The sequence below is a fragment of the Candidatus Pantoea edessiphila genome (genome assembly GCF_002933335.1).
Classification (GTDB): domain Bacteria; phylum Pseudomonadota; class Gammaproteobacteria; order Enterobacterales; family Enterobacteriaceae; genus Pantoea_C.
In genome coordinates this window covers 38,997-62,952 of record NZ_PDKS01000002.1, presented here as the reverse complement: position 1 = coordinate 62,952, position 23,956 = coordinate 38,997, and the positions used below count along the sequence as shown (strand labels likewise).

The following is a 23,956-nucleotide window of genomic DNA, read 5'->3' as shown; positions in this document are numbered from 1 at the left end:
TTTAATGAAAATTCTCCTGTTTTTGTAATTTTCGTATGTCAAAAAAATGACCTTTTATAGCAGCAGCTGCTGCCATTAAAGGACTAACAAGATGAGTAAAGCTTCCTCGACCTTGTCTCCCTTCAAAATTCCTATTAGTAGTAGAGGCACATCTTTCTCCTGGATTTAAACGATCATCATTCATTGCTAAGCACATAGAACATCCAGGTAGCCGCCATTCAAAACCAGCTTCTAAAAAAATTTTATCTAAACCTTCATTTTCTGCTTGTATTTTTACTAATCCTGAACCTGGTACTACCATTGCAGATATACCTTTTGCTACTTTTTTACCTTTTATAACCATAGCAGCTAAACGAATATCTTCAATTCTTGAATTAGTGCAAGACCCAATAAATACTTTATCAATATGTACATTTGTCAATTTTGTATCTGGTGTAAGTTGCATGTAATCTAGAGCTTTTTTTACTGAATTACGTTCTATTGGATTAGTAAAAGAAATAGGGTTAGGTATTAATTGATCAATAGATATTACCTGACTAGGATTAGTACCCCATGTTACTTGAGGAGCTATATCTGAAACATTAATTTTTATGATAGAATCAAAATTAGCATCAGGATCAGATTTTAGTGTTTGCCAATATTTAACTGTTTTTTCCCACTGTTTACCTTTTGGAGAAAATGGTTTGTTTTTTAGATAATTAAAGGTAATTTCATCTGGAGCTATCAAACCTGATTTAGCTCCCATTTCAATTACCATATTACATAAAGTCATACGACTTTCCATGCTCATCTGACTAATTAAGGATCCACTGAATTCAACTACGTATCCAGTCCCTGCATTACTGCCAAGTCTGCCTATAATTGAAAGTATGATGTCTTTTGCGGTTATACAACTGGATATATTACCTGTTAATTCGATTTTCATTGTTTTAGCTCTATTTTGCTGTAAAGTTTGTGTCGCTAAAACATGTTCTACTTCTGAAGTACCTATACCAAATGCAAGAGCACCAAAAGCTCCATGAGTTGATGTGTGCGAATCACCACAAACAATAGTCATACCTGGTAAGGTTATACCTTGTTCAGGACCTATTACATGTACAATCCCTTGAAAAGGATGATTGATATCATATAATGTGATGTTAAATTCTTTACAATTATTTATTAACTCTTGCATTTGGATTCTCGATAACTCACCAGATCCTTTAATATTTTTGGTTTTTGTAGAAACATTATGATCCATAGTTGCAAAAGTTTTATTTGGCTGACGTACTATTCTATTATTAATTCTGAGACCATAAAAAGCTTGAGGAGATGTAACCTCATGAACTAAGTGTCTATCTATGTATAATAATGCTGTAGAACAATTATCTTTATGAACAATATGTGAATCAAATATTTTTTGATATAATGTTTTCATTACTTATATTCTCTTTAACTATATATTGAGCGATAATACTACCCATTGATTCTGTGCTGATTGGATTAATTTTTGATATATCTTTAGTGTAATATCCTTCTTTGAGAACAATATTTACAGCATTTTCAATGCTTTTAGCTGCATGATCTAATTTTAAACTATAACGTAATAGTAGCGCCAAAGATAAAATTTGCGCTATAGGATTAGCAATATTTTGATTAGCAATTTCTGGAGCAGATCCTCCTGCAGGCTCATATAGTCCAAAACCTTTTTCATTTAAACTGGCGGATGGTAATAAACCTATAGAACCAGTTAAAGCTGCACATTCATCTGAAATAATATCTCCAAACATATTAGAGCACAATAAAACATCAAACTGTGAAGGATCCTTAATTAGTTGCATAGTAGCATTATCTATATACATATAATTTAATATTACTTTGGGATATTTTTTAGAAATGTTTTCAACTATTTGTCTCCACATAATTGATGTTTGTAAAACATTAGCTTTGTCAATACAAGTTACTTTTTTGCGACGTAATAGTGCTGATTCGAATGCTACTTTAGCAATTCTTTCTATTTCATAACGATAGTAAATTTCAGTATCAAATGCATATTCATAAATATCTTTGCCTTTTCTTCCCTTAGGTTCGCCAAAATATATACCACCAGTTAATTCACGCACACATAAAATATCAAAACCTTTTTTTGAAATATCAATACGTAATGGACATAAATATTCTATACCTTTGTATAATTTTACTGGTCTTAAATTACTAAATAATTTAAAATATTTACGTAGCTTTAATAAAGCACCTCTTTCTGGTTGACAATTATGAGATAAATGAGCCCATTTAGGTCCCCCTACAGATCCAAATAAAATTGCATCAGCTGTTTTACAGCCATTAATTGTTGTTTTAGGTAATGGTTCTCCATACTTATCTATGGCAATTCCTCCTATGTCAAAGGTAGTAGTATTAATCTTTAAATTAAAACACTTACAAACAGCATCTAAAGCTTTTATAGCTTGTGCCATTACTTCAGGACCTATACCATCTCCGGGTAATAATACTATGTGATAGTTTTTTAACATACTGATGTAATTCCTTTTTGATTTTTTAGTTTGCGTTCTAGCTCTTTTTCAACTTGCTTAGAACGCCAAATATTATTTAAGGCATTAATCATAGCTTTTACTGAAGATTCAATTATATCAATTGCTAAACCTATTCCATGAAATTTTCGATTTTTATAATTTACTAATATATCTACTTGACCTAAAGCATTTTCTCCATGACCTTTAGATGTTAATTTATAGTTTAAAAGTTCAACATGAAACATAGTGATTAAATTAATAGCATGATATACAGCATCTACTGGTCCAATACCAGTAGCAATCTCTGATTTTGTATTAACACCGCAAATCAAACTTACACACGCTTTAGAAATTTTATTAGATCCTGACTTTACATTAAAATAATTTAATCTAAAATATTCTGGATCTTCATTTTGTTTATTAATAAAAGCTAAAGCTTCTAAATCATAATCAAAAATCTGTCCTTTTTTATCTGCTAGCTTTAAAAAAGTATCATATAAAATATCTAAATCATAATCGCTATCTTTATAACCCATTTCTTTCATTCTATGTTTTACGGCCGCTCTACCTGAACGAGATGTGAGATTCAATTGGATCTTATTTAATCCAATACATTCAGGAGTTATAATTTCATAATTTTCTCGATTCTTTAACACTCCATCTTGATGGATACCAGAAGAATGTGAAAAAGCGTTAGAACCAACTATTGCCTTATTCGATGGAATAGGCATATTGCATATTTGACTAATTATTTGACTGGTTCGATAAATTTCTTGATATTCAATATTTGTATTTAATTTTAATGATTGTTGATGTGTTTTAATGGCTAACAAAACTTCTTCTAACGCACAATTACCTGCACGTTCTCCCAAGCCATTTAATGTTCCTTCTATCTGTCTTGCTCCTGCTTGCAAAGCTTCCATAGTATTACCAGTCGCCATTCCTAAATCATCATGCGTATGTACTGATATTATTGCCTTATCAATATTAGGCACTGTATTGACTAATTGGGCAATAATATTGCCATATTCACTTGGCAGAGTATACCCAACTGTATCCGGAATATTAATTGTTGTGGCACCAGAATGAATTGCTGTTTCAACTATACGACATAGATCTTCAATGGGTGTTCTTCCTCCATCTTCACATGAAAATTCAACATCATTTGTGTAATTACGCGCATATTTGATCATATATGCTGCTCTTGCTATTACTTCTGGTAGAGTACTGCGAAGTTTAGTTAAAATGTGAGTAGGAGAAGTAGCTATAAATATATGAATACGAAATCTTTCAGCAAGGCATAAAGATTTATTGGCAATGTCTATATCTTTTTCAACACAACGAGCTAAAGCACAAACACAACTGTTTTTGATAGTATTTGCAATTGTTTGAACAGATTTAAAATCTCCAGGAGAAGATATTGGAAAACCTACTTCCATAATATCAATTTTCATCCTTTCTAATGCTAGAGCAATTTGTAATTTTTCTTTAACACTTAAGCTAGCCTGTAATGCTTGTTCACCGTCACGCAAAGTAGTATCAAAAATAATAACGTTGTCGTTCATTATTTTATCCTTGTTTTTTTGCTTGATGATATATACGAGAAATACCCGTAATATTCTCGGGTTTTTGTTTTAAAATAATAATTTTTGATATTTAAGAATATTATTGTTATATCAAATAAATTAAAACACTTATACTGAAAAGGCTGAAATAGTCATCATTTGAATAGTGCTATTAATATAATCTGTATAAACTATACTGATTTTTTATAAAAAACCCGATTATTTTTGTTTGAAAATTATATATATATTATTGAATTAATGCTGAATTTTTAAAAAATGAAATAATAAATCTTTTTATTTCTTACTTTCAATAAATATAATAATTACAAATTATCTATATTCAAATAATTTTATTTTTATATATAAAGTATGATTTTTTATTTAAAATTTCCTAAAACAAAAAATACATACCTTTATATTAAAGGTACATATATTAGTGAATACCATACCTAAAAAAACAATGGAAAATAAGTTAAATTTACTAAGCTTTGGAGGCAAATAATGGAGATGTTGTCAGGAGCTGAAATGGTTATTCGTTCTCTAATAGATCAGGGTATAAAACAAATATTTGGATATCCAGGAGGATCAATATTAGATATTTATGATGCTTTACAAACTATAGGAGGAATTGATCATATTTTAGTACGGCACGAACAAGGAGCTGTACATATGGCCGATGGTTTAGCACGTGCAACTGGTAATGTAGGTGTAGTATTAGTAACATCAGGCCCAGGAGCAACAAATGCTATAACTGGTATTGCTACAGCATATATGGATTCTATTCCTTTAGTTATTTTGTCTGGTCAGGTTTCTTCTGCACTAATTGGATATGATGCTTTTCAAGAATGTGATATGGTTGGAATTTCTCGTCCTATTGTCAAACACAGTTTTTTAGTAAAGAGCACTGAAGACATTCCGATTATCTTAAAAAAGTCCTTCTGGTTAGCATCAAGTGGTAGACCAGGACCAATAGTAATAGATTTACCTAAAGATATATTAAATCTTAATAATAAATTGCCTTATAAATGGCCTAATTCGGTAAGCATAAGATCTTATAATCCTATCTTTAAAATACCTAAAAATCAAATAAAAACCGCATTGAAAAAACTTTTAGATTCCAAAAAACCAATTATTTATTCTGGAGGAGGATCAATTAATTCTAACTGTGCAAATGAACTATTAGAGCTAGCTGAATGCTTAAATATTCCAGTAACAACTTCACTTATGGGTTTAGGTTCATTTCCAGGAACACATAAGCAATCTTTGGGTATGTTAGGTATGCATGGTACTTATGAAGCTAACATGGCAATGCATAATGCTGACTTTATTTTTGCTATTGGGGTCCGTTTTGATGATCGTACAACGAACGATATACAAAAATATTGTCCTGAAGCCATCATAATGCACATTGATATAGATCCTACTTCAATATCAAAAACTATATTATCAGACATACCAATTATAGGTGATATAAAACAAATTTTAAATGTTATGTTAGATTTAATTAAACAAATTGAATTTAAATCTTTTAATAAACTTAAAAATTGGTGGGAACTAATTTATTCATGGCGCAATAAACATTGTTTATCTTTTGATCGTAAAAGTAAAAAAATTAAACCTCAAGCAGTAATTGAAACTATTTTTCAGCTAACAAGAGGCAATGCTTATATAACCTCCGATGTTGGTCAACACCAAATGTTTACAGCTCTTTATTATTATTTTGATAAACCGCGCCGTTGGATTAATTCTGGAGGACTTGGAACTATGGGTTTCGGTTTGCCAGCTGCATTAGGAGTTAAGATTGCTTTACCAAAAGAAACTGTCATTTGTGTTACTGGAGATGGCAGTATTCAGATGAATATACAAGAACTTTCAACAGCTCTGCAATATAACATATCAATTTTAATTTTAAATTTAAATAATAATGTATTGGGTATGGTGAAACAATGGCAAGATATGATTTATTCAGGAAGACATTCACAATCATATATGAAATCATTACCTAACTTTGTTGATTTAGCAAAATCATATGGTCACGTTGGTATAAAAATAGAAAGTTCTTGTGAATTAAAAGAAAAATTATTGTTAGCTTTAGATATTATATCTGAAGGTAAATTAGTATTCGTAGATATTAACGTTGATGAAGATGAACATGTATACCCAATGCAGATTCGCGGTGGTAGCATGAATGAAATGTGGTTAAATAAAAAGGAGAGAACTTAAATTATGCGTCGTGTTTTATCAATTTTGCTAGAAAATGAATCTGGAGCTTTATCTCGTGTAGTAGGGTTGTTTTCACAACGTGGCTATAATATTGAAAGTTTGACTGTAGCTCCTACTAATGATCCGACTTTATCTCGCGTGACTATTCAAACATTTGGCGATGCAAAAATATTAGAACAAATTGAAAAACAATTACACAAATTAATTGATGTATTATATGTTATTGAATTAGATCAAACATTTTGTGTGGAACGTGAAATAATGCTAGTAAAAGTAAAATCAAGGGGTTGTAAAAGAGAAGAAATCAAAAGAATAGTAGAAATATTTAGGGGTCAAATTGTTGATGTTACTAAGATAATTTATACAGTACAACTTGTAGGCACTACTAACAAATTAGATTCTTTTTTAAGTATTATTAAAAGTACAACAGAAATTATTGAGATTGTGCGTTCGGGAATTATAGGACTATTACGTGGTAATTATACTACAATTAATAAACATTAGTTTACTCCCTGATAACCACAAAAATAAATTTTGCAATTATCTTATTTTTTTGATATATATTCACACTTACTTGGTTAGTAGATTTTAAAATACTATATATATTTTATAACATTAATTAATTTAAACTAATTTTTAAGTAAAAAATAGTTTTAGATTAATATCAATAATAAATAATTATTATATATGAAAAAGTTACAACATAATACTGTTATGTTATATGAAGCTGTTGATAGCTTAGATATTAAAAAAAATGGTATTTATATAGATGGCACCTTTGGTAGAGGTGGACATTCGAGATTAATTCTTTCAAAGCTTGGTATTAATGGAAGATTAATTGCAATAGATAGAGATCCCGAAGCTATTAAAGAAGGTATGAATATAAAAGATCCTCGTTTTACAATTATAAAAGGAAATTTTTCTGAATTAAAATTATATGCATCCAAACTGGATTTAATTGGTAAGATCAATGGAATTTTATTAGATCTTGGAGTTTCATCTCCACAATTAGATGATTGCAATCGGGGATTTTCTTTTATGAATGATGGACCATTAGATATGAGAATGGACCCTAGTACTGAAATTTCTGCTGAAAATTGGTTGTTAAATTCCAGTGCAAAAGAAATTGCTTATGTATTAAAAACCTATGGAGAAGAAAAATTCTCTAAAAGAATAGCTTATGCTATATCAGCACGCAATAAAATATTACCGATAACAAGAACAAAAGAACTAGCTAAAATCATTACACATTCTATTCCGGTAAAAAATAAATTTAAACACCCTGCCAAACGTAGCTTTCAAGCTATACGCATCTGGATTAATAAAGAGCTGGAAGCATTAAGAATTATATTGGCAAGATCCCTTGAAATACTATCTTTTCAAGGACGATTATGTACTATAAGTTTCCACTCATTAGAAGATAGAATAGTTAAAAACTTTATACATGATTTCAGCAAACCTTTACAGGTGCCTTATGGTTTACCTATTACAGAAAAACAACTTATAGAGATTAGTAATATCCAACTAAAATCAATAGGCAAACTATATCCTGGATATTTAGAAAAAAACAACAATCCCAGATCACATAGTGCCATATTACGTGTAGCTGAAAAAATTTGTTAAATTTTCATAAACTCGAGTATATCATGTAAATTAATTTTCTGCATTAATCTCATTAAACGGCTAGTGATTCTAGTTTAATATATTTAATAAATTAATTTTTATTGTTTATAAAACATTATTTTAAATAAATGAGAAAACTTAGTGAACAAGATTAACAACCTTAGTGATTTACTTAACAAATGGATTGCATATATCCCGAATTGTTTTTTTAATCAAATACAAATAGATAGTCGAAAAATAAAAAAAGGTGACTTATTCGTAGCCGTTTTAGGATGTTTTGTTGACGGAAGAAATTTTATTTCAGAAGCAATTAGGAATGGTGCTGTTGCTGTATTAGCTGAATCATATGATAGATCCAATGGTAAAATTGATAATTACAGTGGAATTCCGATTATTTATTTATCAGAACTTAATAAAAAGTTATCAACTTTAGGTAGAATTTATTACGAAAATCCCGGAAAAAAACAAAAAATTATTGGAGTAACAGGAACAAATGGCAAAACTACTGTAACTAATCTATTGTCACAATGGGTAAAACTACTTGGAGAAAAAAGTGCGATAATGGGAACTATGGGATACGGGTTAGTTGGCAATTTAAATAAAACATATAATACAACAGAATCTGCTATTAATGTACAAAAAATCCTTTATCTATTAGATAAAGAAAATGTCAATTTTACCGCAATGGAAATATCTTCACATGCATTAACGCAACACCGTATAGCCGATGTAGTTTTTTCAGCTGGAGTGTTTACCAATTTAACTCATGATCACCTTGATTATCATCAAAACATGAAAAATTATACTGCGGCTAAACAATCATTTTTTTTAAAACATAAATTAGAACAAATTATAATTAATGCTGATGATAAAATTGGTTATCAATGGTTACTTGATTTTCCTAATGCAGTTGCAGTAAGTATAAATAACAATCTTCTAATCAAAATAATAAGTAAACGTTGGATACAAGCTACCAAAATAAATTTTAATAAACATGCATTAAGTATAGATTTTAGTTCCAGTTGGGGTTTAGGTAAGATTAATAGTTCTCTTATTGGAAATTTTAATATTAGCAATTTACTTCTAGCCTTATCAACTTTGCTTTCTCTTGATTATCCTTTAAAGGATTTATTGCAAGTTTCATCTAAATTAAAACCCATAAAAGGTCGAATGGAAATATTATCTAAAAAAGGTAAACCAAAAGTAATAATAGATTATGCTCATACTCCAGAAGCATTAAAACAAGCTTTAATATCATCACGTATATATTGTATAGGTAAACTTTGGTGTTTATTTGGCTGTGGTGGAGATCGAGATAAAAGTAAAAGAGCCCTTATGGCATCAATTGCTGAAAAATTTGCTGATATTACTGTTGTTACTGCAGATAATCCTCGTAAGGAAGATCAAAATAAAATTACTCAAGATATTTTAAGTGGTTTTTCAGATTTATCATCTGTTAATGTAATAAATGATCGATCGCAAGCAATTAGTGAATCAATTATGCAGGCTAAAAATGATGATTTGATTTTAGTTGCAGGAAAAGGTCATGAAGAATATCAAATTATAGGTGATCGTTATTTTGAACACTCGGATCATAAAACAATCCTATCATTATTGGAAATTTAAAATGATATCAGTTTCCTTAAGTAAATTAGCGGAAATAACTGATGGTAAACTTTATGGAAATAATTGCTTATTTGATTGTATTTCTACTAACACAAAACAAATAATATCAGGCAGTTTGTTTATTGCTATTATAGGTAAACGTTTTGATGCGCATAATTTTGCTTATGATGCTATTTCTCAAGGTGCTAAAGCTTTATTGGTAAATAAATATTTGCCAATATCTATACCACAAGTAGTAGTAAGAGATACCACTTCATCATTTGGCATATTTTCAGCTTGGGTACGAAAACAAGTACCAACTCGTATTGTTGCACTAACGGGATCTACAGGTAAAACATCTGTCAGAGAAATGACAGCTGCAATTTTGCATCAATGTGGTCACACTCTATGTAATCAAGGTAATTTAAACAACAAATTTGGAGTACCTATGACATTAGTTCGTCTAACAAACGAACACAAATATGCAGTAATTGAACTAGGAGCAGCTCGTCAGGGTGACATAAGTTATACAACTAAATTAGTATATCCAGAAAACGTATTAGTAAATAATATTTCAGCATCACACCTGGAAGGTTTTGGATCATTAAGTAATATTGCAAAAGAGAAAGGTGAAATTTTTAATAATTTTTCTAATAAGGGAATTGCTATTATAAATGATGATAGTAATGATTGGTTAAATTGGCAAAAATACTTAATAAACAAAACAGTTTGGAGATTTTCTTTAAAAAATCGATTTAGTGATTTTTTTGCTTATAATATCATTACTAATGAAACCAGTACTAGTTTTAGTGTCAAAACACCTTTTGGCTCTCTAGAGCTTAATATTCCACTAATAGGAATACATAATATTTCTAATGCATTAGCTGCAACTTCACTATCTCTTTCTTTAGGAATACAATTAGAGGCTGTTAGCAATGGTCTAAGAACATTCAATGCTATTCCAGGTAGATTATTTCCTATATACTTATCTAGGTATCAAATATTATTAGATGACAGTTATAATGCTAATGTAGGTTCAATGAAAGCAGCAATGAAATTATTATCATCAATGACAGGTTATCGTGTAATGGTTGTGGGCGATTTAGCTGAATTAGGAGACAAGAGTAATCAGATACACCGTTCGTTAGGTATATATTCTAGAAATATGTCAATAGATCTTATAATAAGCATAGGAAAACACAGTCATTTAATCAGTGAAAACAGTATAATAGGTGAGCATTATATAAATAAAAAAACATTAATTAAACGTTTAAAATTGTTGTTATTTAAGCACCAAAAAATTATTATTTTAATTAAAGGATCTCGTAGTGCTAACATGGAACAAATAGTACAAGAGTTATTATAGGGAAAACTATGCTTGTTTTTCTAATTGATTATTTAACTAATTTTTATTCTGGTTTTAATGTATTTTCACATTTATATTTTCGTGTTATTAGTAGTTTTTTGACCTCTTTATATATATCAATGCATATTGGATCTTACTTTATCTATTGGTTGAAAAAATTACAAATAAATCAAGTCGTACGTAATGATGGTCCCAAATCTCATCTTAGAAAGCATAGTACACCTACAATGGGTGGGATAATAATAATTGTATCAGTTTTAATTTCAACGTTAATATGGTCACGTTTATCTAATGTTTATATATGGTATTTAATAACTGTTTTTGTTGGATTTGGTATAATTGGTTTTATAGATGACTATCGCAAAGTAATTTATAGAAGTTCATCGGGTTTGATAGCTAGATGGAAATACTTATGGATGTCTATTATTTCTATTATTATATCATTGCTATATTTTTTTGGAAGCAATACTATTTCAACACAGTTGGTAATACCATTTTTAAAAGATTTTATGCCTCATCTAGGGATATTATATGTCATACTGTCATATTTTGTTATAGTAGGAACTGGAAATGCAGTTAACTTAACTGATGGTTTAGATGGATTAGCTATTGTTCCTATCATATTTGTAGCCATTGGATTAAGTATAGTATCTTGGTTAACTAGTAGTATAACTTTTTCTGCATATTTGCATATACCTTATATAAGCTATGCTAAAGAGTTAATAGTTTTTTGTGTTTCTATTATAGGTTCAGGAATTGGTTTTTTATACTTCAATATTTATCCTGCAAGAATTTTTATGGGTGATGTTGGTTCATTAGCACTCGGTGGAGCATTAGGCACAATTGCTGTATTGTTGCGACAAGAATTATTATTATTTATTATGGGGGGAATATTTGTAATTGAAGCTTGTTCAGTTATATTACAAGTAAGTTCATTTAAATTATTAGGTCGTAGAATTTTTCTAATGGCACCTATTCATCATCATTATGAACTAAAAGGATGGTCTGAACCTCGTATTATTTTATTTTTTTGGATTGTTTCTTTTATATTTGTTTTATTAGGATTGATTACATTAAAGATTCGTTAATTATGTTTAAATATACTGATAAAAAAGTTGTTATTATTGGAGCAGGTATAACGGGATTATCATGTGTAGATTTTTTTTTAACTAAAGGTGTTAATCCTATTTTAATGGATACTCGTTTATTACCCCCTATGATAAAAAAGATTCCTAAATATGTTAAATGCTATTTTGGTGGTTTTGATATTAATAATTTGTTAAAAGCTGATTTAATCGTTGTGAGTCCTGGTATAAGTATATATAATCCAGAATTGCAAGAAGCAGCTAAAAAAGGAATCGATATTGTTGGTGATATAGAATTATTTTGTCGTGAATTGAATGCTCCTATAATAGCAATTACTGGATCTAATGGTAAAAGTACTGTTGCTACTTTAATAAAAGAAATGGCAAAAGCAGCGGGTTACAAAGTAGTTTTAGGTGGTAATATTGGAGTCCCTGCACTTAGCTTATTAAAAAAACCTTTGCAACAATTATATATTTTAGAATTATCTAGTTTTCAATTAGAAACTACTATCAGTTTAAAAGCTAATATTGCTACAGTGCTCAATATATCTGAAGATCACTTAAATCGATATCCATTAGGTATCAATCAATATCGAGCTGCAAAAATCCGCATATATCAAAAGGCGATGATTTGTGTGATTAACCAAGACGATAAATCAACTTTCCCGGTTTTTAAGCAAAATCAAAAATATATTAGTTTTGGTATTCACCATGGTGATTACTATCTTTTTAATAAAGATGGCAAAGTTTGGATAAAAAGTATCCATTATAATCAAAATTTTAATACAGACGAAATGAACATCATTGGTAAACATAATCATATCAACGCCATATCAGCTTTAGCTTTAGCTGAAGCGTTAAAATTACCATATGGATCCAATTTGTCAACATTGTCTTCATTTATAGGACTAAAACATCGCTTTCAATTAATATGCGAACATAAAGAAATAAGATGGATTAATGATTCAAAAGCAACTAATGTTAACAGCACCTTATCTGCATTATGCAGTATAATGCCTTTACAAGGTACATTATGGTTATTATTAGGAGGAGACAGTAAAGGTGCTGATTTTTCCTTATTAATAAATTCTATTATAAATAGAAAAATCAAAGTTTTTTGCTTTGGACAAGATGGTAATAAGATAGCTGCTTTGTGTCCTGAAAATTCAACATTTACTGAAACCATGCAAGAAGCAATAAAACAAATTGCTTTTTTAGTTAGACCTCATGATACAGTACTTTTATCACCAGCATGCGCAAGTTTTGATCAATTTCGAAATTTTGAACATCGAGGAAATACTTTCATTAAACTAGTAAAACAAATCATAAATTATTAAATTGCTTAATATGAACCTGTTTAAAATAACGTAGTCAATTAGTTTAACAGTAGTTAATTAGTTTGACGAGCTATTATAATAATATTTATATTTAATATGAGTGTTACATATATTTAATATGGTGTTACATAATATATAATGTTAAGTATACTCTATACAATTCATTTAAAGATATATTATTTTAGGAATATGGTAATGAGGTGATAAATGAATAAAAGATTAATGATTATAGGAGGAGGTACTGGTGGTCATATTTTTCCAGGTTTAGCTGTTGCTCACTATATGATCGAAAAACTAAGGTGGAATGTATGTTGGTTAGGAACGCGTACCAATATGGAAAGTAAAATAGTGCCTCAATATGGAATCAAAATTCATTTTATTAAGATACATGGATTACGAGGACAAAATATTATAACTCAGTTATTATATCCAATATCTATCTTTAATGCCTTTATTAAATCAAGAAAAATAATAAAATCTTATCAACCAGATATAGTTTTAGGCACAGGAGGTTATGTTTCAGGTCCTGGTGCTCTAGCAGCTTGGAGTTATGACATTCCATTAGTATTACATGAACAAAATAGTATTGCTGGTTTAGCTAATAAATATTTAGCTAAAATAGCCACGAAAGTATTGCAGGGATTTCCTGGTGCTTTTCCTGGAGCTTATTTAGTTGGCAATCCCATAAGAAAAGATATATTAAAAGTACCTATACCAAAAGAACGTTTTACAGGTCGAAGGGGTCCTATAAGGATTTTAGCTATAGGTGGAAGTCAGGGTGCTAATATTATTAATAATATTTTGATAAATATTGCATCTTGTTTAGGTAAAGATATTATCATATGGCATCAAACTGGAAAACAAGATAAAAAAAAGATAATTGATAGTTATATATATTTAGGCCAACAGCAACATATTGTAACTGAATTTATTGATGATATTTATTCTGCTTATTCTTGGGCAGATTTAATAATTTGTAGATCAGGAGCACTGACAGTCAGTGAAGTATCTGCTGTGGGATTAGCAGCTATTTTTATACCATTCCATCATAAAGATCGTCATCAATATTTAAACGCTTTAAATCTTGCTAAAGTAGGTGCTGCTAAAATATTTGAACCAGATGAAAAAACCATAACCGACGATATAGTAAAAACAATTGTTAGCTGGGATAGATCACAACTACTTGAAATGGCACAAAATGCTAGAAAATTAGCAAAATATGATGCAACTAAACTGATTGCTCAAGAAATAGTTAGTTTATCTAAAAATAAAAATTAAATGATTATATTCATGCAATTATAGTAATAATTACAAGAAAACCACTTAAAGTAATGAATAAAAAAAAATTAATAAAATTTAACTTTATCAAAACAAAAATTCAGCGTAATAATCATATACATTTCATAGGTATTGGTGGTTATGGGATGGGAGGTATTGCGAAAATATTAATTAATGAAGGATATTATATAACTGGTTCTGATATAATGCCTAATTTAATAACTGAATATTTATCTACATTAGGAGCAAAAATTTATTTTAATCATGATTATAAAAACATAAATTACGCCAATGTAGTTGTCATTTCTAGTGCTATCTCTAATAATAATCCAGAATTAATTTATGCAAGGAAACAAAATATTCCCATAATAAGCCGTGGTGAAATGTTAGCAGAATTAATGCGTGTTTGTTATGGTATTGCTATTGCAGGAACACACGGTAAAACCACTACTACTGCTATGTTAGCAAGTATATATATAGAAAGTGGTTTAGATCCTTCATTTGTTAATGGTTGCATAGCAAAAACAGGAATTATTCAAGCAAATTCAGGAAATAGTAATTACTTTATTGCTGAAGCAGATGAAAGCGACGCATCATTTTTATATTTGAAACCAATAGTAGCTGTAGTAACAAATATTGAATACGATCATATGGATACTTATCAGGGTAAACTTGAAAAGTTAAAACAAGCTTTTATTGATTTTCTACATAATGTGCCTTTTTATGGATATACAGTTGTATGTTTAGATGATACAGTTATACGTGACTTAATTCCTCAAATAAATCGCTCAATAACTACTTACGGTTTTAGCAAACATGCTGATTTAAGAATTGAAAATTATGTGCAATCTGGCATGAAAAGCTATTTTAGATTAACCATAAAAGATCATATATGTTTAAAAATAAGTCTTAATGCTCCTGGACGACATAATGCTTTGAATGCTGTAGCTGCAATAGCCGTATCTTATAATGAAGGAGTTAGTGAAAAATCAATAATTAATGGTCTGAAATATTTTAAAGGTACTAAGAGAAGATTTGATTTTTTGGGCAAATTTCCTACAAAATCTCTAGATGGAAATATCGGAAATACTATATTAATAGATGATTATGGCCATCACCCTACAGAAATTGAAGCAACTATTCGGGCTATAAGATTAGGTTGGCCTTCTAGAAAATTATTAATGATTTTTCAGCCTCATCGTTATACTCGTACTCGCGATATGTTGAATAGTTTTGCAAATGTACTATCTAAAGCTGATATACTATTTATATTAGATGTATATGCTGCCGGAGAGCAAAAAATCACAGGAGCTGATAGTAATGCTTTATGTAATGCTATTCAGAAAATAGGTAAATTAAATCCTACTTTAATTAAAAAACCTGAATTTATATTAGATGTTTTAGCAAAATATATATCTGGTAATGATGTGGTTTTAACTCAAGGAGCTGGAAATATTGGGCAGATTGCAATTAATCTTGCATATTCTAAATTAAAAACAATATAATACAATATTATGAGAAAAAATAATAAAATAGCAGTAGTAATGGGTGGTATCTCATCAGAACGTAATATTTCTTTGATGTCAGGACATGCAGTTTTATCTGGGCTTTATAAAGAAAATATTAATGCTTATGCATTTGATACAAAGTATCAATCTATATTAAATATTAAAAAATATAACTTTGATAAAGTATTTATTTCTTTGCATGGCAGAGGTGGTGAAGACGGAAAAATACAAGCGGTTTTAGATGTATTAAATTTACCGTATACTGGAAGTGGAGTCATGGCATCATCTATTGCCATAGATAAAATTAGAACAAAATTGTTATGGAAAGGATATGGATTGCAATCTAGCAATTTTATATGGCTTACATATAATCAAATCATGCAAGGTTTAGATAAAAATACTAAACATTCTATTTCCATGTTAGGGTTGCCTTTATTTGTGAAACCAAATCGCGAAGGATCTAGCATAGGTATTAGTAAAGTAAACACAATGAGTGAACTACCAAAAGCCCTGAAAAAAGCATTACATTATGATCAAGATATTATTATAGAACAATTTCTGAATGGCGAAGAATATACTATATGTATTTTGGGAAATCAAATACTACCAATTATAAAAATAACAACTAATAATAAATTTTACAATTATCAAGCTAAGTATTTATCTGACAACACTAAATATCATTTTTCAAATAATTTAAGCATTCAGCAAGAATTAAAATTAAAAAAATTAGCATCATCTGCTTGGAATTCTTTAGGATGCACAAGTTATGGTCGCATCGATGTTATGACAAATAATGAAGGAGAATTTTATCTACTAGAGGTTAATACTTCTCCTGGAATGACTGCTCATAGTTTATTCCCTTTAGCAGCTGAAAAAGCCGGAATTCCTTTTTCAAAGTTAATTATCAACATATTAGAATTATCAATAAATAAAAATAATTTTAGAAAAACATAAAATACGAAAATCATCTCAACGAGAGCATATCATATAAATTATATTTAATTATATTATTTCTTGCACGATGTCATTATTATTTTGATTTTTGATTTAATATTTTAACTCAATTTGCATATTTTTATATCAATTAAAAATAATTTTATTTTTAATAAAAATTTTTATCTATAATATAAAAATGAGCTATAATCAAAAAAATATTTTTTAATGTTTATGAAAATTAAAACTTATAATCTTAATTAAATTATTGTTATGTTTATAAAATATTGTAAATATCATATGATTATTATTTATAAAATAATAGCCGGTAAAATTAATTATTGCTTGCAGTTCAAAAGAATTAATTATATATCTTAATATTATTATAATTTAAAATATTGTTTTCTTTTTGTTCTATTGAGTGATTTTAATTACTCATGTTTTATTGTAATTAAAGAGACCAATCTGTTAATTTAGATGGTTATCCCATTATTAGTTTAATCATATAATTTTTATTAAATAAAGTTATATCTATAATTGAAGTGTTAATATTCTATATATAAAACGTATTTAGAATATAAGAGTTATTATTCAATTATATAACTGTTATTTTGGTTATATAAATTTTATATTAATTAATAATATAAATTATTGTTAAATAATTTAGGTACAAAAATACTTATAAAGTAAATGATATTTTAAATATATAGCACATCAAGGAGAATATGATGTCAGAATCTATTGAATTAAATAATGAGGCAGTAATTAAAGTTATAGGAGTTGGTGGAGGAGGAGGTAATGCTGTAGAACATATGGTACGTGAGCGTATTGAAGGAGTGGAATTTTTTATCGTAAATACTGATTTACAAGCTTTACGTAAAACAGCAGTAGGTAGAACTATACAAATTGGCAACAAAATTACCAAAGGATTAGGAGCGGGAGCAAATCCAGAAATAGGTCGCAATGCTGCTGAAGAAGATCGCGAATCTCTTCGTTCTGCATTAGAAGGCGCTGATATGATATTCATCACAGCAGGCATGGGTGGTGGCACTGGTACAGGAGCAGCTCCTGTTGTAACTGAATTAGCAAAAGATTTGGGAATTTTGACAGTGGCAGTTGTAACTAAGCCATTTAATTTTGAAGGTAAGAAACGTATGGCTTTTGCAGAAAAGGGTATAGCAGAATTATCTAAATATGTTGATTCTCTAATTATTATACCTAATGACAAATTATTAAAAGTATTAGGTCGAGGTATATCTTTACTAGATGCGTTTGGCGCGGCAAACAATGTACTAAAAGGTGCTGTTCAAGGAATTGCAGAATTGATTACTCGACCAGGACTAATTAATGTTGATTTTGCTGATGTGCGTACTGTAATGTCTGAGATGGGATATGCAATGATGGGTTCAGGTGTAGCTTGTGGTGAAGATCGTGCTGAAGATGCTGCAGAGATAGCTGTTTCTAGTCCATTATTAGAAGATATTGATTTATCCGGAGCTAGAGGAGTATTAGTGAATATTACTGCAGGATTTGATTTGCGTTTAGACGAATTCGAAACAGTTGGTAATACTATTCGTTCTTTTGCTTCTGATAATGCAACTGTGGTTATTGGTACTTCGTTAGATTCTGAAATGAATGATGAATTGCGAGTTACTGTAGTTGCAACTGGTATAGGTAGTGATAAATCCCAAGAGATCAAGATAGTACCTAACAAACCTTTAAACCACCAAACAGTTATAGATTGTAGATATCAGCAAAATGGAATTTCATTAATGCAAAAAGATCAAAAGTCTTCGAAATTATTTAATCAAATGCAAAAAAATAAAGATCCAGATTACTTAGATATACCAGCTTTTTTACGTAAGCAATCTGACTAGAAATAGATTATTAAAGTATATATTTTTTATTATGATATGTACAACAATTTATTGATTAATTATTTTTAATAAAATATCTAGTATTAGAATAAAATAATTACTTAAGATATGTTTAAATTGATTTAGGTATAAAATAGCATTCTGATTATATATTATTATAATAATTTTATATATCAATGATATTGTTAATAGGTATTATTACGTAATACATTAATTAAATTTAATTCTTGTGAATATTACAAATAAAAGATTATTGATTTATAATCTATGAATTAAAGTAATGTTATTTTATCATAATTATATAATTTAAAAGTTACTGCATGTCTCTAGTTATAGCATATTTGTTTAAGTAATTATTTGAATTTCTAATATTATAAACAACATATTGCAAATACATTATAAGTAGAAAGTGTTTTACTATTAAAATACAAATAATTATAAATGATTTGTAATCACATAGCAAAATATTAAATCATTTTCTAGCAATTAGCAATATTATACAATATTTATATATATCAACTAAGATAATATACTGTATATCATCTGATTAAATTTATGTTTATTATATTTAATATTTATAATTCACAATGAACAAATAAATACTACTTAATTATTTGAATATAATGTAGATATTGACATGACAAAGATCTGTTCTTTTGAGGAAGATATTAAGCAAAGTTACGATAATCATACGGTTATGCTAAGAATAGTTGCACAGTATCATTAATTAGTGCTTAGATAAAATTTTATAATTATTTATATTCACATCATATGTTATTATATTAAACTTGAGAAAAAAAATATGAATTTAATAAAATTATTTACTAATTTTTTTATTAGTAGCAATGACCGTGTTCTTCGTAATTTAAATCAAATAATACAAAAAATTAATAAATTAGAACCTGATTTTGAGATACTTTCTGAAGAACAGCTAAAAAATAAAACTAATGATTTTCGTAAAAGATTAAAACAAGGAGAACAATTAGATAGTTTAATTCCTGAAGCGTTTGCAACAGTACGTGAAGCTAGCAAACGTATATTTGGAATGCGCCATTTTGATGTACAGCTTATAGGAGGTTTAGTATTAAACGAACGTTGTATTGCTGAAATGCGTACAGGAGAAGGTAAAACATTAACTGCAACCCTACCGGCTTATTTAAACTCTTTGACAGGAAAAGGTGTACATATAGTAACTGTAAATGATTATTTAGCTCGCCGAGATGCAGAAAATAATCGACCATTATTTGAGTTTTTAGGCTTAACTATAGGTGTAAATTTGCCGGGCATGTGTATAAACAGCAAAAAATTAGCTTATGCAGCAGATATAACATATGGCACTAATAATGAATACGGATTTGATTATCTTCGTGATAATATGGCGCTTGTCCCAGAAGACAGGGTACAAAGAAAATTACATTATGCAATAGTAGATGAAGTGGATTCTATTTTAATTGATGAAGCACGTACCCCTTTAATTATTTCAGGACCTTCTGAAAATAGTTCAGATTTATATATAACAATTAATAAAATAGTGCCTTATTTGTTACAGCAAGATAAAGAAGATTCAGAAGATTTCCAAGGTGAAGGTGATTTTTGGGTTGATGAGAAAATGCGCCAAGTACACATATCGGAACGAGGGTTAACTAAAATAGAAAAATTATTAGTTGATAATCATATTCTAAAATCCGGAGAATCACTTTATTCTTCAATGAACATAATATTGATGCATCATATTAATGTTGCTCTCCGCGCAAAAGTATTATTTTTTAAGGATGTTGATTATATTGTAAAAAATGGTGAAGTAGTAATTGTTGATGAACATACTGGCCGTATTATGCAAGGTCGTCGTTGGTCAGATGGTATTCATCAAGCTATAGAAGCAAAAGAAAATGTAAAAATACAAAACGAAAATCGCACATTAGCAACAATTACTTTTCAAAATTATTTTCGTATTTATGATAAATTAGCAGGTATGACGGGTACTGCTGAAACAGAGTCTTTTGAATTTAGTTCTATATATCAATTAAATACTGTAGTTATTCCAACCAATCGTCCCATGATAAGAAAAGATTTTCCAGATCTAATTTATATGAGCGAAAAAGAAAAAATAGATTCTATAATCCAAGATATTCGCAAATGTACAGAACGAGGACAGCCTGTGCTAGTTGGAACTATTTCGATAGAAAAATCTGAAATAATATCCAATAAATTAAAACAGGTTGGTATTAAACACAGTGTTCTTAATGCTAAATTCCATTCACATGAAGCCGATATTGTCGCACAAGCTGGTAAACCAAGTACAGTAACTATAGCTACTAATATGGCTGGTCGTGGAACTGATATTATATTAGGCGGCAATTGGAGAATAGAAATAGCTAAAATAAAAGAATTATCTAAAAGTAAAATTGATAACATCAAATCATCTTGGAAAAAATCTCACGATGCAGTGATATCATCTGGAGGATTACATATTATAGGTACTGAGCGTCATGAATCTAGGCGTATAGATAACCAATTGCGTGGTCGCTCTGGTCGACAAGGAGATGCTGGATCTTCACGTTTTTATTTGTCTATGGAAGATACTTTAATGCGTATTTTTGCATCAGATCGTATTACTAATATTATGCGTAAATTAGGAATTACAAAAGGAGAAGCTATTGAACATCATTGGGTAACAAAAGCCATTGCAAATGCTCAGCGTAAAGTTGAAAATCGTAATTTTGATATTCGCAAGCAACTACTTGAATACGATGATGTTACAAACGAACAAAGATGTGCTTTTTATAGTCAGCGTAGTAATATTTTAGATGTTAATGATATAAGTGAAACTATTAATAACATACGCAGAGATGTTTATGAAAAAGTAGTAAAAAACTATATTGTTGCTCAACCCGAAGATAATTGGGATATTACAGTTTTGGAAAATACTCTAATTGTAGATTTTAACTTGTCTATTAACCTTTCAGAATGGTTCAATAGAAAAAAAGAAATAAATATGCAAGAAGATATTTTGTTTAAATATATCCATGATAAAGCAGTAGAACAATATAAAAAAACTGAAAATCGTATAGGTTCTATAGTTATGCGCAATACAGAAAAAAAAATAATGCTGCACACTCTTGATTCAATGTGGAAGGATCATTTAGCTGCGATGGACTATTTGCGTCAGGGGATTCATCTTAGAGGATATGCTCAAAAAGATCCAAAACAAGAATATAAGCAAGAATCATTTCTAATGTTTACTGTAATGCTAGAAAATATAAAACACGAAGTTATTATTTCTTTAAATAAGTTAACAATAGAACAAAAAGAAAACAATATTTTAAATAAAAATTTAAAAAATAAAATTGGAAGGAATGATCCATGTCCATGTAATTCAGGTAAAAAATACAAACGTTGTCATGGTTCACTAATTTAATAAAATTATATGTTTTCAGTATTTATTAATTTTACAGTCAAAAAACAAGTATAAAACTTATGTATTTCATTAACAAATTAAAAGATTTAAGTTGTTATTTTGTAATAATATAGTTTTTAAATAAATTATACTTAACAACATGCTAATTGAAAATTAAATTTCAACGGTATCACATTATGTTCTTTGTCCAATGGTACGAAACGAATTGAATAACGACTTTTATGTCCTGAAATCTTAGGATACATTAAATACTGTGTCTCAAGTTGTATTCTTAATAAATCAGCTCCTATAGCATTATCTTGATAAAATCCGTTTAAACTGGTTTGTGTTCGAAAAGTTCCTCCTTGTCTTATTAAATTCAAAATTATAGCTAAACTTTTATGAACCGGTGATAAAGTTTCAATCCAAGCTTTAACTTGATTATTGCGATTTTCCTGTAGAAAGTGTAACCAAATATGTAAATATGGTAAATCAAAACTACAACATCCACCTGGAATATTTAACCTTTGACGCACTATACTTATTAAACTATCTTCCCTCAATTGCTGGCCAATTCTGAACGATTTTATTAATTGATCTGATTGAATTTTTAATTTATTATTTATTTGATCAATTGTTTTTATATCAACACCTGGGATATTAGACCACATAAGTAATTTCTGTTTTTGACGTTCTAGCTCTTTTAGTAATTGAGTTCTTATATCACCTCTTTCAAAAATATCTAATAATTCGTCAATTAGTCGGAAGAAAATTAATGCTTCAATAGTTTTATTAATAGGATAAATTTCATCCAATTGATTTATAATAAATTCTATTCTTAACCATGTTCTCATTTTTTCACTTAGTGGATGTTCGAACAGTACAGATGTACTCATTATATTAACCCTGTTTCATTTTTGCTAACTTAAGATAAAAATTATGAAGTTTAATAACTTGCAAAAACGTATTTTCTATTGTACCAATATTATCAATAATATCATCGGCAAAAACCATTCGTTGCTGTTGTGTTGCTTGAATTGCAATTATTTGTTCTAACTGTGAAATTGGAACATTATCTCGAACTTGTACTCTCTTTAATTGTATTGATTTATTAACATTAACTACTAGTATACGATCAGCACAATGTTGTAATTTATTTTCTATTAATAATGGCGCTACCCAAATAACATAAGGGGATTTTACTGTTTTTTTTAACTCTTTCGTTTTTATATCAATTAGTGGATGTAAAAGATTATTTAACCAATATCTCTCTTTATCATTTTGAAAAATTATTTCACGTAAACGAGAACGGAAAAGAGTGCCGTTTTTAGTTAAGATTGAACAACCATAACGTTCATTGATGATTCTTAAAACATGTGATCCTGGTTTAACCATTTCATGTGCAATTACATCGGAATCTATAATATTGATATTTAATCTGGCAAAAATATTTGAAATAGTACTCTTGCCGCTACCAATTCCACCTGTCAATGCTATAGTATAAGGAATATTTTTCACAACAAAATGACTCTTTACTGTATACAATTATAAAATACTCAAAATAAAATATGTCATTAACGACACACAAATAACAATTATTTAAATAAAACTAGCTAGAATGATTATGTTATACTTACTATTATTTT

Annotated in this window: 17 protein-coding genes; 12 read left to right on the top strand and 5 right to left on the bottom strand. The window is 28.8% G+C overall.

Annotation, left to right across the window (positions count from 1 at the left end; translation table 11 throughout):
- Nucleotide 1 precedes the first annotated feature (1 nt).
- From leuC to leuA, 3 genes are read right to left on the bottom strand one after another with little or no spacing between them, the layout of a single operon-like run.
- The gene (leuC, locus tag CRV11_RS01910; RefSeq protein WP_136131654.1) at nucleotides 2–1,417 is read right to left on the bottom strand and encodes a 3-isopropylmalate dehydratase large subunit; all 1,416 of its coding nucleotides are present in this window, start codon (nucleotides 1,415–1,417) and stop codon (nucleotides 2–4) included.
- Nucleotides 1,389–2,510: a 3-isopropylmalate dehydrogenase gene (gene leuB, locus CRV11_RS01905; protein ID WP_136131653.1), complete on the bottom strand. Its 1,122-nt coding sequence runs from the start codon at nucleotides 2,508–2,510 to the stop codon at nucleotides 1,389–1,391. Before leuB ends, leuC begins: the two co-directional genes overlap by 29 nt.
- A complete protein-coding gene (gene leuA, locus CRV11_RS01900; RefSeq protein WP_136131652.1) occupies nucleotides 2,504–4,075 on the bottom strand; it encodes a 2-isopropylmalate synthase in 1,572 nt (523 codons plus the stop codon). The genes leuB and leuA overlap by 7 nt, the downstream gene beginning before the upstream one ends.
- Before the next feature lie 501 nt (nucleotides 4,076–4,576).
- On the opposite strand from leuA, the gene ilvI reads away from it, so the two are divergent.
- The 12 genes from ilvI (at nucleotide 4,577) to secA (ending at nucleotide 22,331) form a co-directional block, all read left to right on the top strand.
- Entirely contained in the window at nucleotides 4,577–6,298 is a 1,722-nt protein-coding gene (ilvI, locus tag CRV11_RS01895; protein WP_136131651.1) for an acetolactate synthase 3 large subunit, read from the top strand.
- Between the two features lie 3 nt (nucleotides 6,299–6,301).
- Nucleotides 6,302–6,802 (top strand): acetolactate synthase small subunit, encoded by a 501-nt coding sequence (gene ilvN, locus CRV11_RS01890; protein WP_136131650.1) that lies wholly within the window; start codon nucleotides 6,302–6,304, stop codon nucleotides 6,800–6,802.
- Between the two features lie 183 nt (nucleotides 6,803–6,985).
- A complete protein-coding gene (gene rsmH / locus CRV11_RS01885) occupies nucleotides 6,986–7,921 on the top strand; it encodes a 16S rRNA (cytosine(1402)-N(4))-methyltransferase RsmH (RefSeq protein WP_136131649.1) in 936 nt (311 codons plus the stop codon).
- A 141-nt stretch (nucleotides 7,922–8,062) separates the two neighbouring features.
- Nucleotides 8,063–9,547, top strand: coding sequence for a UDP-N-acetylmuramoyl-L-alanyl-D-glutamate--2,6-diaminopimelate ligase (murE, locus tag CRV11_RS01880; RefSeq protein ID WP_241974168.1), 1,485 nt, complete (start codon nucleotides 8,063–8,065; stop codon nucleotides 9,545–9,547).
- Nucleotide 9,548: 1 nt separating this feature from the next.
- Nucleotides 9,549–10,892 (top strand): UDP-N-acetylmuramoyl-tripeptide--D-alanyl-D-alanine ligase, encoded by a 1,344-nt coding sequence (gene murF, locus CRV11_RS01875; protein ID WP_136131648.1) that lies wholly within the window; start codon nucleotides 9,549–9,551, stop codon nucleotides 10,890–10,892.
- 8 nt (nucleotides 10,893–10,900) lie between these two features.
- Nucleotides 10,901–11,980: a phospho-N-acetylmuramoyl-pentapeptide-transferase gene (gene mraY / locus CRV11_RS01870; protein WP_136131647.1), complete on the top strand. Its 1,080-nt coding sequence runs from the start codon at nucleotides 10,901–10,903 to the stop codon at nucleotides 11,978–11,980.
- A gap of 2 nt (nucleotides 11,981–11,982) precedes the next feature.
- Nucleotides 11,983–13,314: a UDP-N-acetylmuramoyl-L-alanine--D-glutamate ligase gene (gene murD, locus CRV11_RS01865; protein ID WP_136131646.1), complete on the top strand. Its 1,332-nt coding sequence runs from the start codon at nucleotides 11,983–11,985 to the stop codon at nucleotides 13,312–13,314.
- 207 nt (nucleotides 13,315–13,521) lie between these two features.
- Nucleotides 13,522–14,592: an undecaprenyldiphospho-muramoylpentapeptide beta-N-acetylglucosaminyltransferase gene (gene murG / locus CRV11_RS01860; protein ID WP_136131645.1), complete on the top strand. Its 1,071-nt coding sequence runs from the start codon at nucleotides 13,522–13,524 to the stop codon at nucleotides 14,590–14,592.
- A gap of 53 nt (nucleotides 14,593–14,645) precedes the next feature.
- A complete protein-coding gene (gene murC / locus CRV11_RS01855; RefSeq protein WP_136131644.1) occupies nucleotides 14,646–16,097 on the top strand; it encodes a UDP-N-acetylmuramate--L-alanine ligase in 1,452 nt (483 codons plus the stop codon).
- A gap of 9 nt (nucleotides 16,098–16,106) precedes the next feature.
- Nucleotides 16,107–17,057 carry a D-alanine--D-alanine ligase gene (locus CRV11_RS01850; protein WP_136131643.1) on the top strand — a complete coding sequence of 317 codons (951 nt, stop codon included), beginning with the start codon at nucleotides 16,107–16,109 and terminating at the stop codon, nucleotides 17,055–17,057.
- Between the two features lie 707 nt (nucleotides 17,058–17,764).
- Nucleotides 17,765–18,913 (top strand): cell division protein FtsZ, encoded by a 1,149-nt coding sequence (gene ftsZ, locus CRV11_RS01845; protein WP_136131642.1) that lies wholly within the window; start codon nucleotides 17,765–17,767, stop codon nucleotides 18,911–18,913.
- Between the two features lie 802 nt (nucleotides 18,914–19,715).
- Nucleotides 19,716–22,331 (top strand): preprotein translocase subunit SecA, encoded by a 2,616-nt coding sequence (secA, locus tag CRV11_RS01840; RefSeq protein ID WP_136131641.1) that lies wholly within the window; start codon nucleotides 19,716–19,718, stop codon nucleotides 22,329–22,331.
- 131 nt (nucleotides 22,332–22,462) lie between these two features.
- On the opposite strand, the gene zapD is transcribed toward secA, so the two are convergent.
- Entirely contained in the window at nucleotides 22,463–23,206 is a 744-nt protein-coding gene (gene zapD, locus CRV11_RS01835) for a cell division protein ZapD (protein ID WP_136131640.1), read from the bottom strand.
- 4 nt (nucleotides 23,207–23,210) lie between these two features.
- Nucleotides 23,211–23,819 carry a dephospho-CoA kinase gene (coaE, locus tag CRV11_RS01830; protein ID WP_136131721.1) on the bottom strand — a complete coding sequence of 203 codons (609 nt, stop codon included), beginning with the start codon at nucleotides 23,817–23,819 and terminating at the stop codon, nucleotides 23,211–23,213.
- Between the last annotated feature and the right edge of the window lie 137 nt (nucleotides 23,820–23,956).

Coding starts and splice junctions, on each gene's coding strand:
- zapD (WP_136131640.1), bottom strand. CDS start 23,206: ATGAGTACATCTGTACTGTTCGAACATCCACTAAGTGAAAAAATGAGA.
- murC (WP_136131644.1), top strand. CDS start 14,646: ATGAATAAAAAAAAATTAATAAAATTTAACTTTATCAAAACAAAAATT.
- leuA (WP_136131652.1), bottom strand. CDS start 4,075: ATGAACGACAACGTTATTATTTTTGATACTACTTTGCGTGACGGTGAA.
- ilvI (WP_136131651.1), top strand. CDS start 4,577: ATGGAGATGTTGTCAGGAGCTGAAATGGTTATTCGTTCTCTAATAGAT.
- leuB (WP_136131653.1), bottom strand. CDS start 2,510: ATGTTAAAAAACTATCACATAGTATTATTACCCGGAGATGGTATAGGT.
- murD (WP_136131646.1), top strand. CDS start 11,983: ATGTTTAAATATACTGATAAAAAAGTTGTTATTATTGGAGCAGGTATA.
- murG (WP_136131645.1), top strand. CDS start 13,522: ATGAATAAAAGATTAATGATTATAGGAGGAGGTACTGGTGGTCATATT.
- leuC (WP_136131654.1), bottom strand. CDS start 1,417: ATGAAAACATTATATCAAAAAATATTTGATTCACATATTGTTCATAAA.
- ilvN (WP_136131650.1), top strand. CDS start 6,302: ATGCGTCGTGTTTTATCAATTTTGCTAGAAAATGAATCTGGAGCTTTA.
- murF (WP_136131648.1), top strand. CDS start 9,549: ATGATATCAGTTTCCTTAAGTAAATTAGCGGAAATAACTGATGGTAAA.
- mraY (WP_136131647.1), top strand. CDS start 10,901: ATGCTTGTTTTTCTAATTGATTATTTAACTAATTTTTATTCTGGTTTT.
- secA (WP_136131641.1), top strand. CDS start 19,716: ATGAATTTAATAAAATTATTTACTAATTTTTTTATTAGTAGCAATGAC.
- rsmH (WP_136131649.1), top strand. CDS start 6,986: ATGAAAAAGTTACAACATAATACTGTTATGTTATATGAAGCTGTTGAT.
- ftsZ (WP_136131642.1), top strand. CDS start 17,765: ATGTCAGAATCTATTGAATTAAATAATGAGGCAGTAATTAAAGTTATA.
- CRV11_RS01850 (WP_136131643.1), top strand. CDS start 16,107: ATGAGAAAAAATAATAAAATAGCAGTAGTAATGGGTGGTATCTCATCA.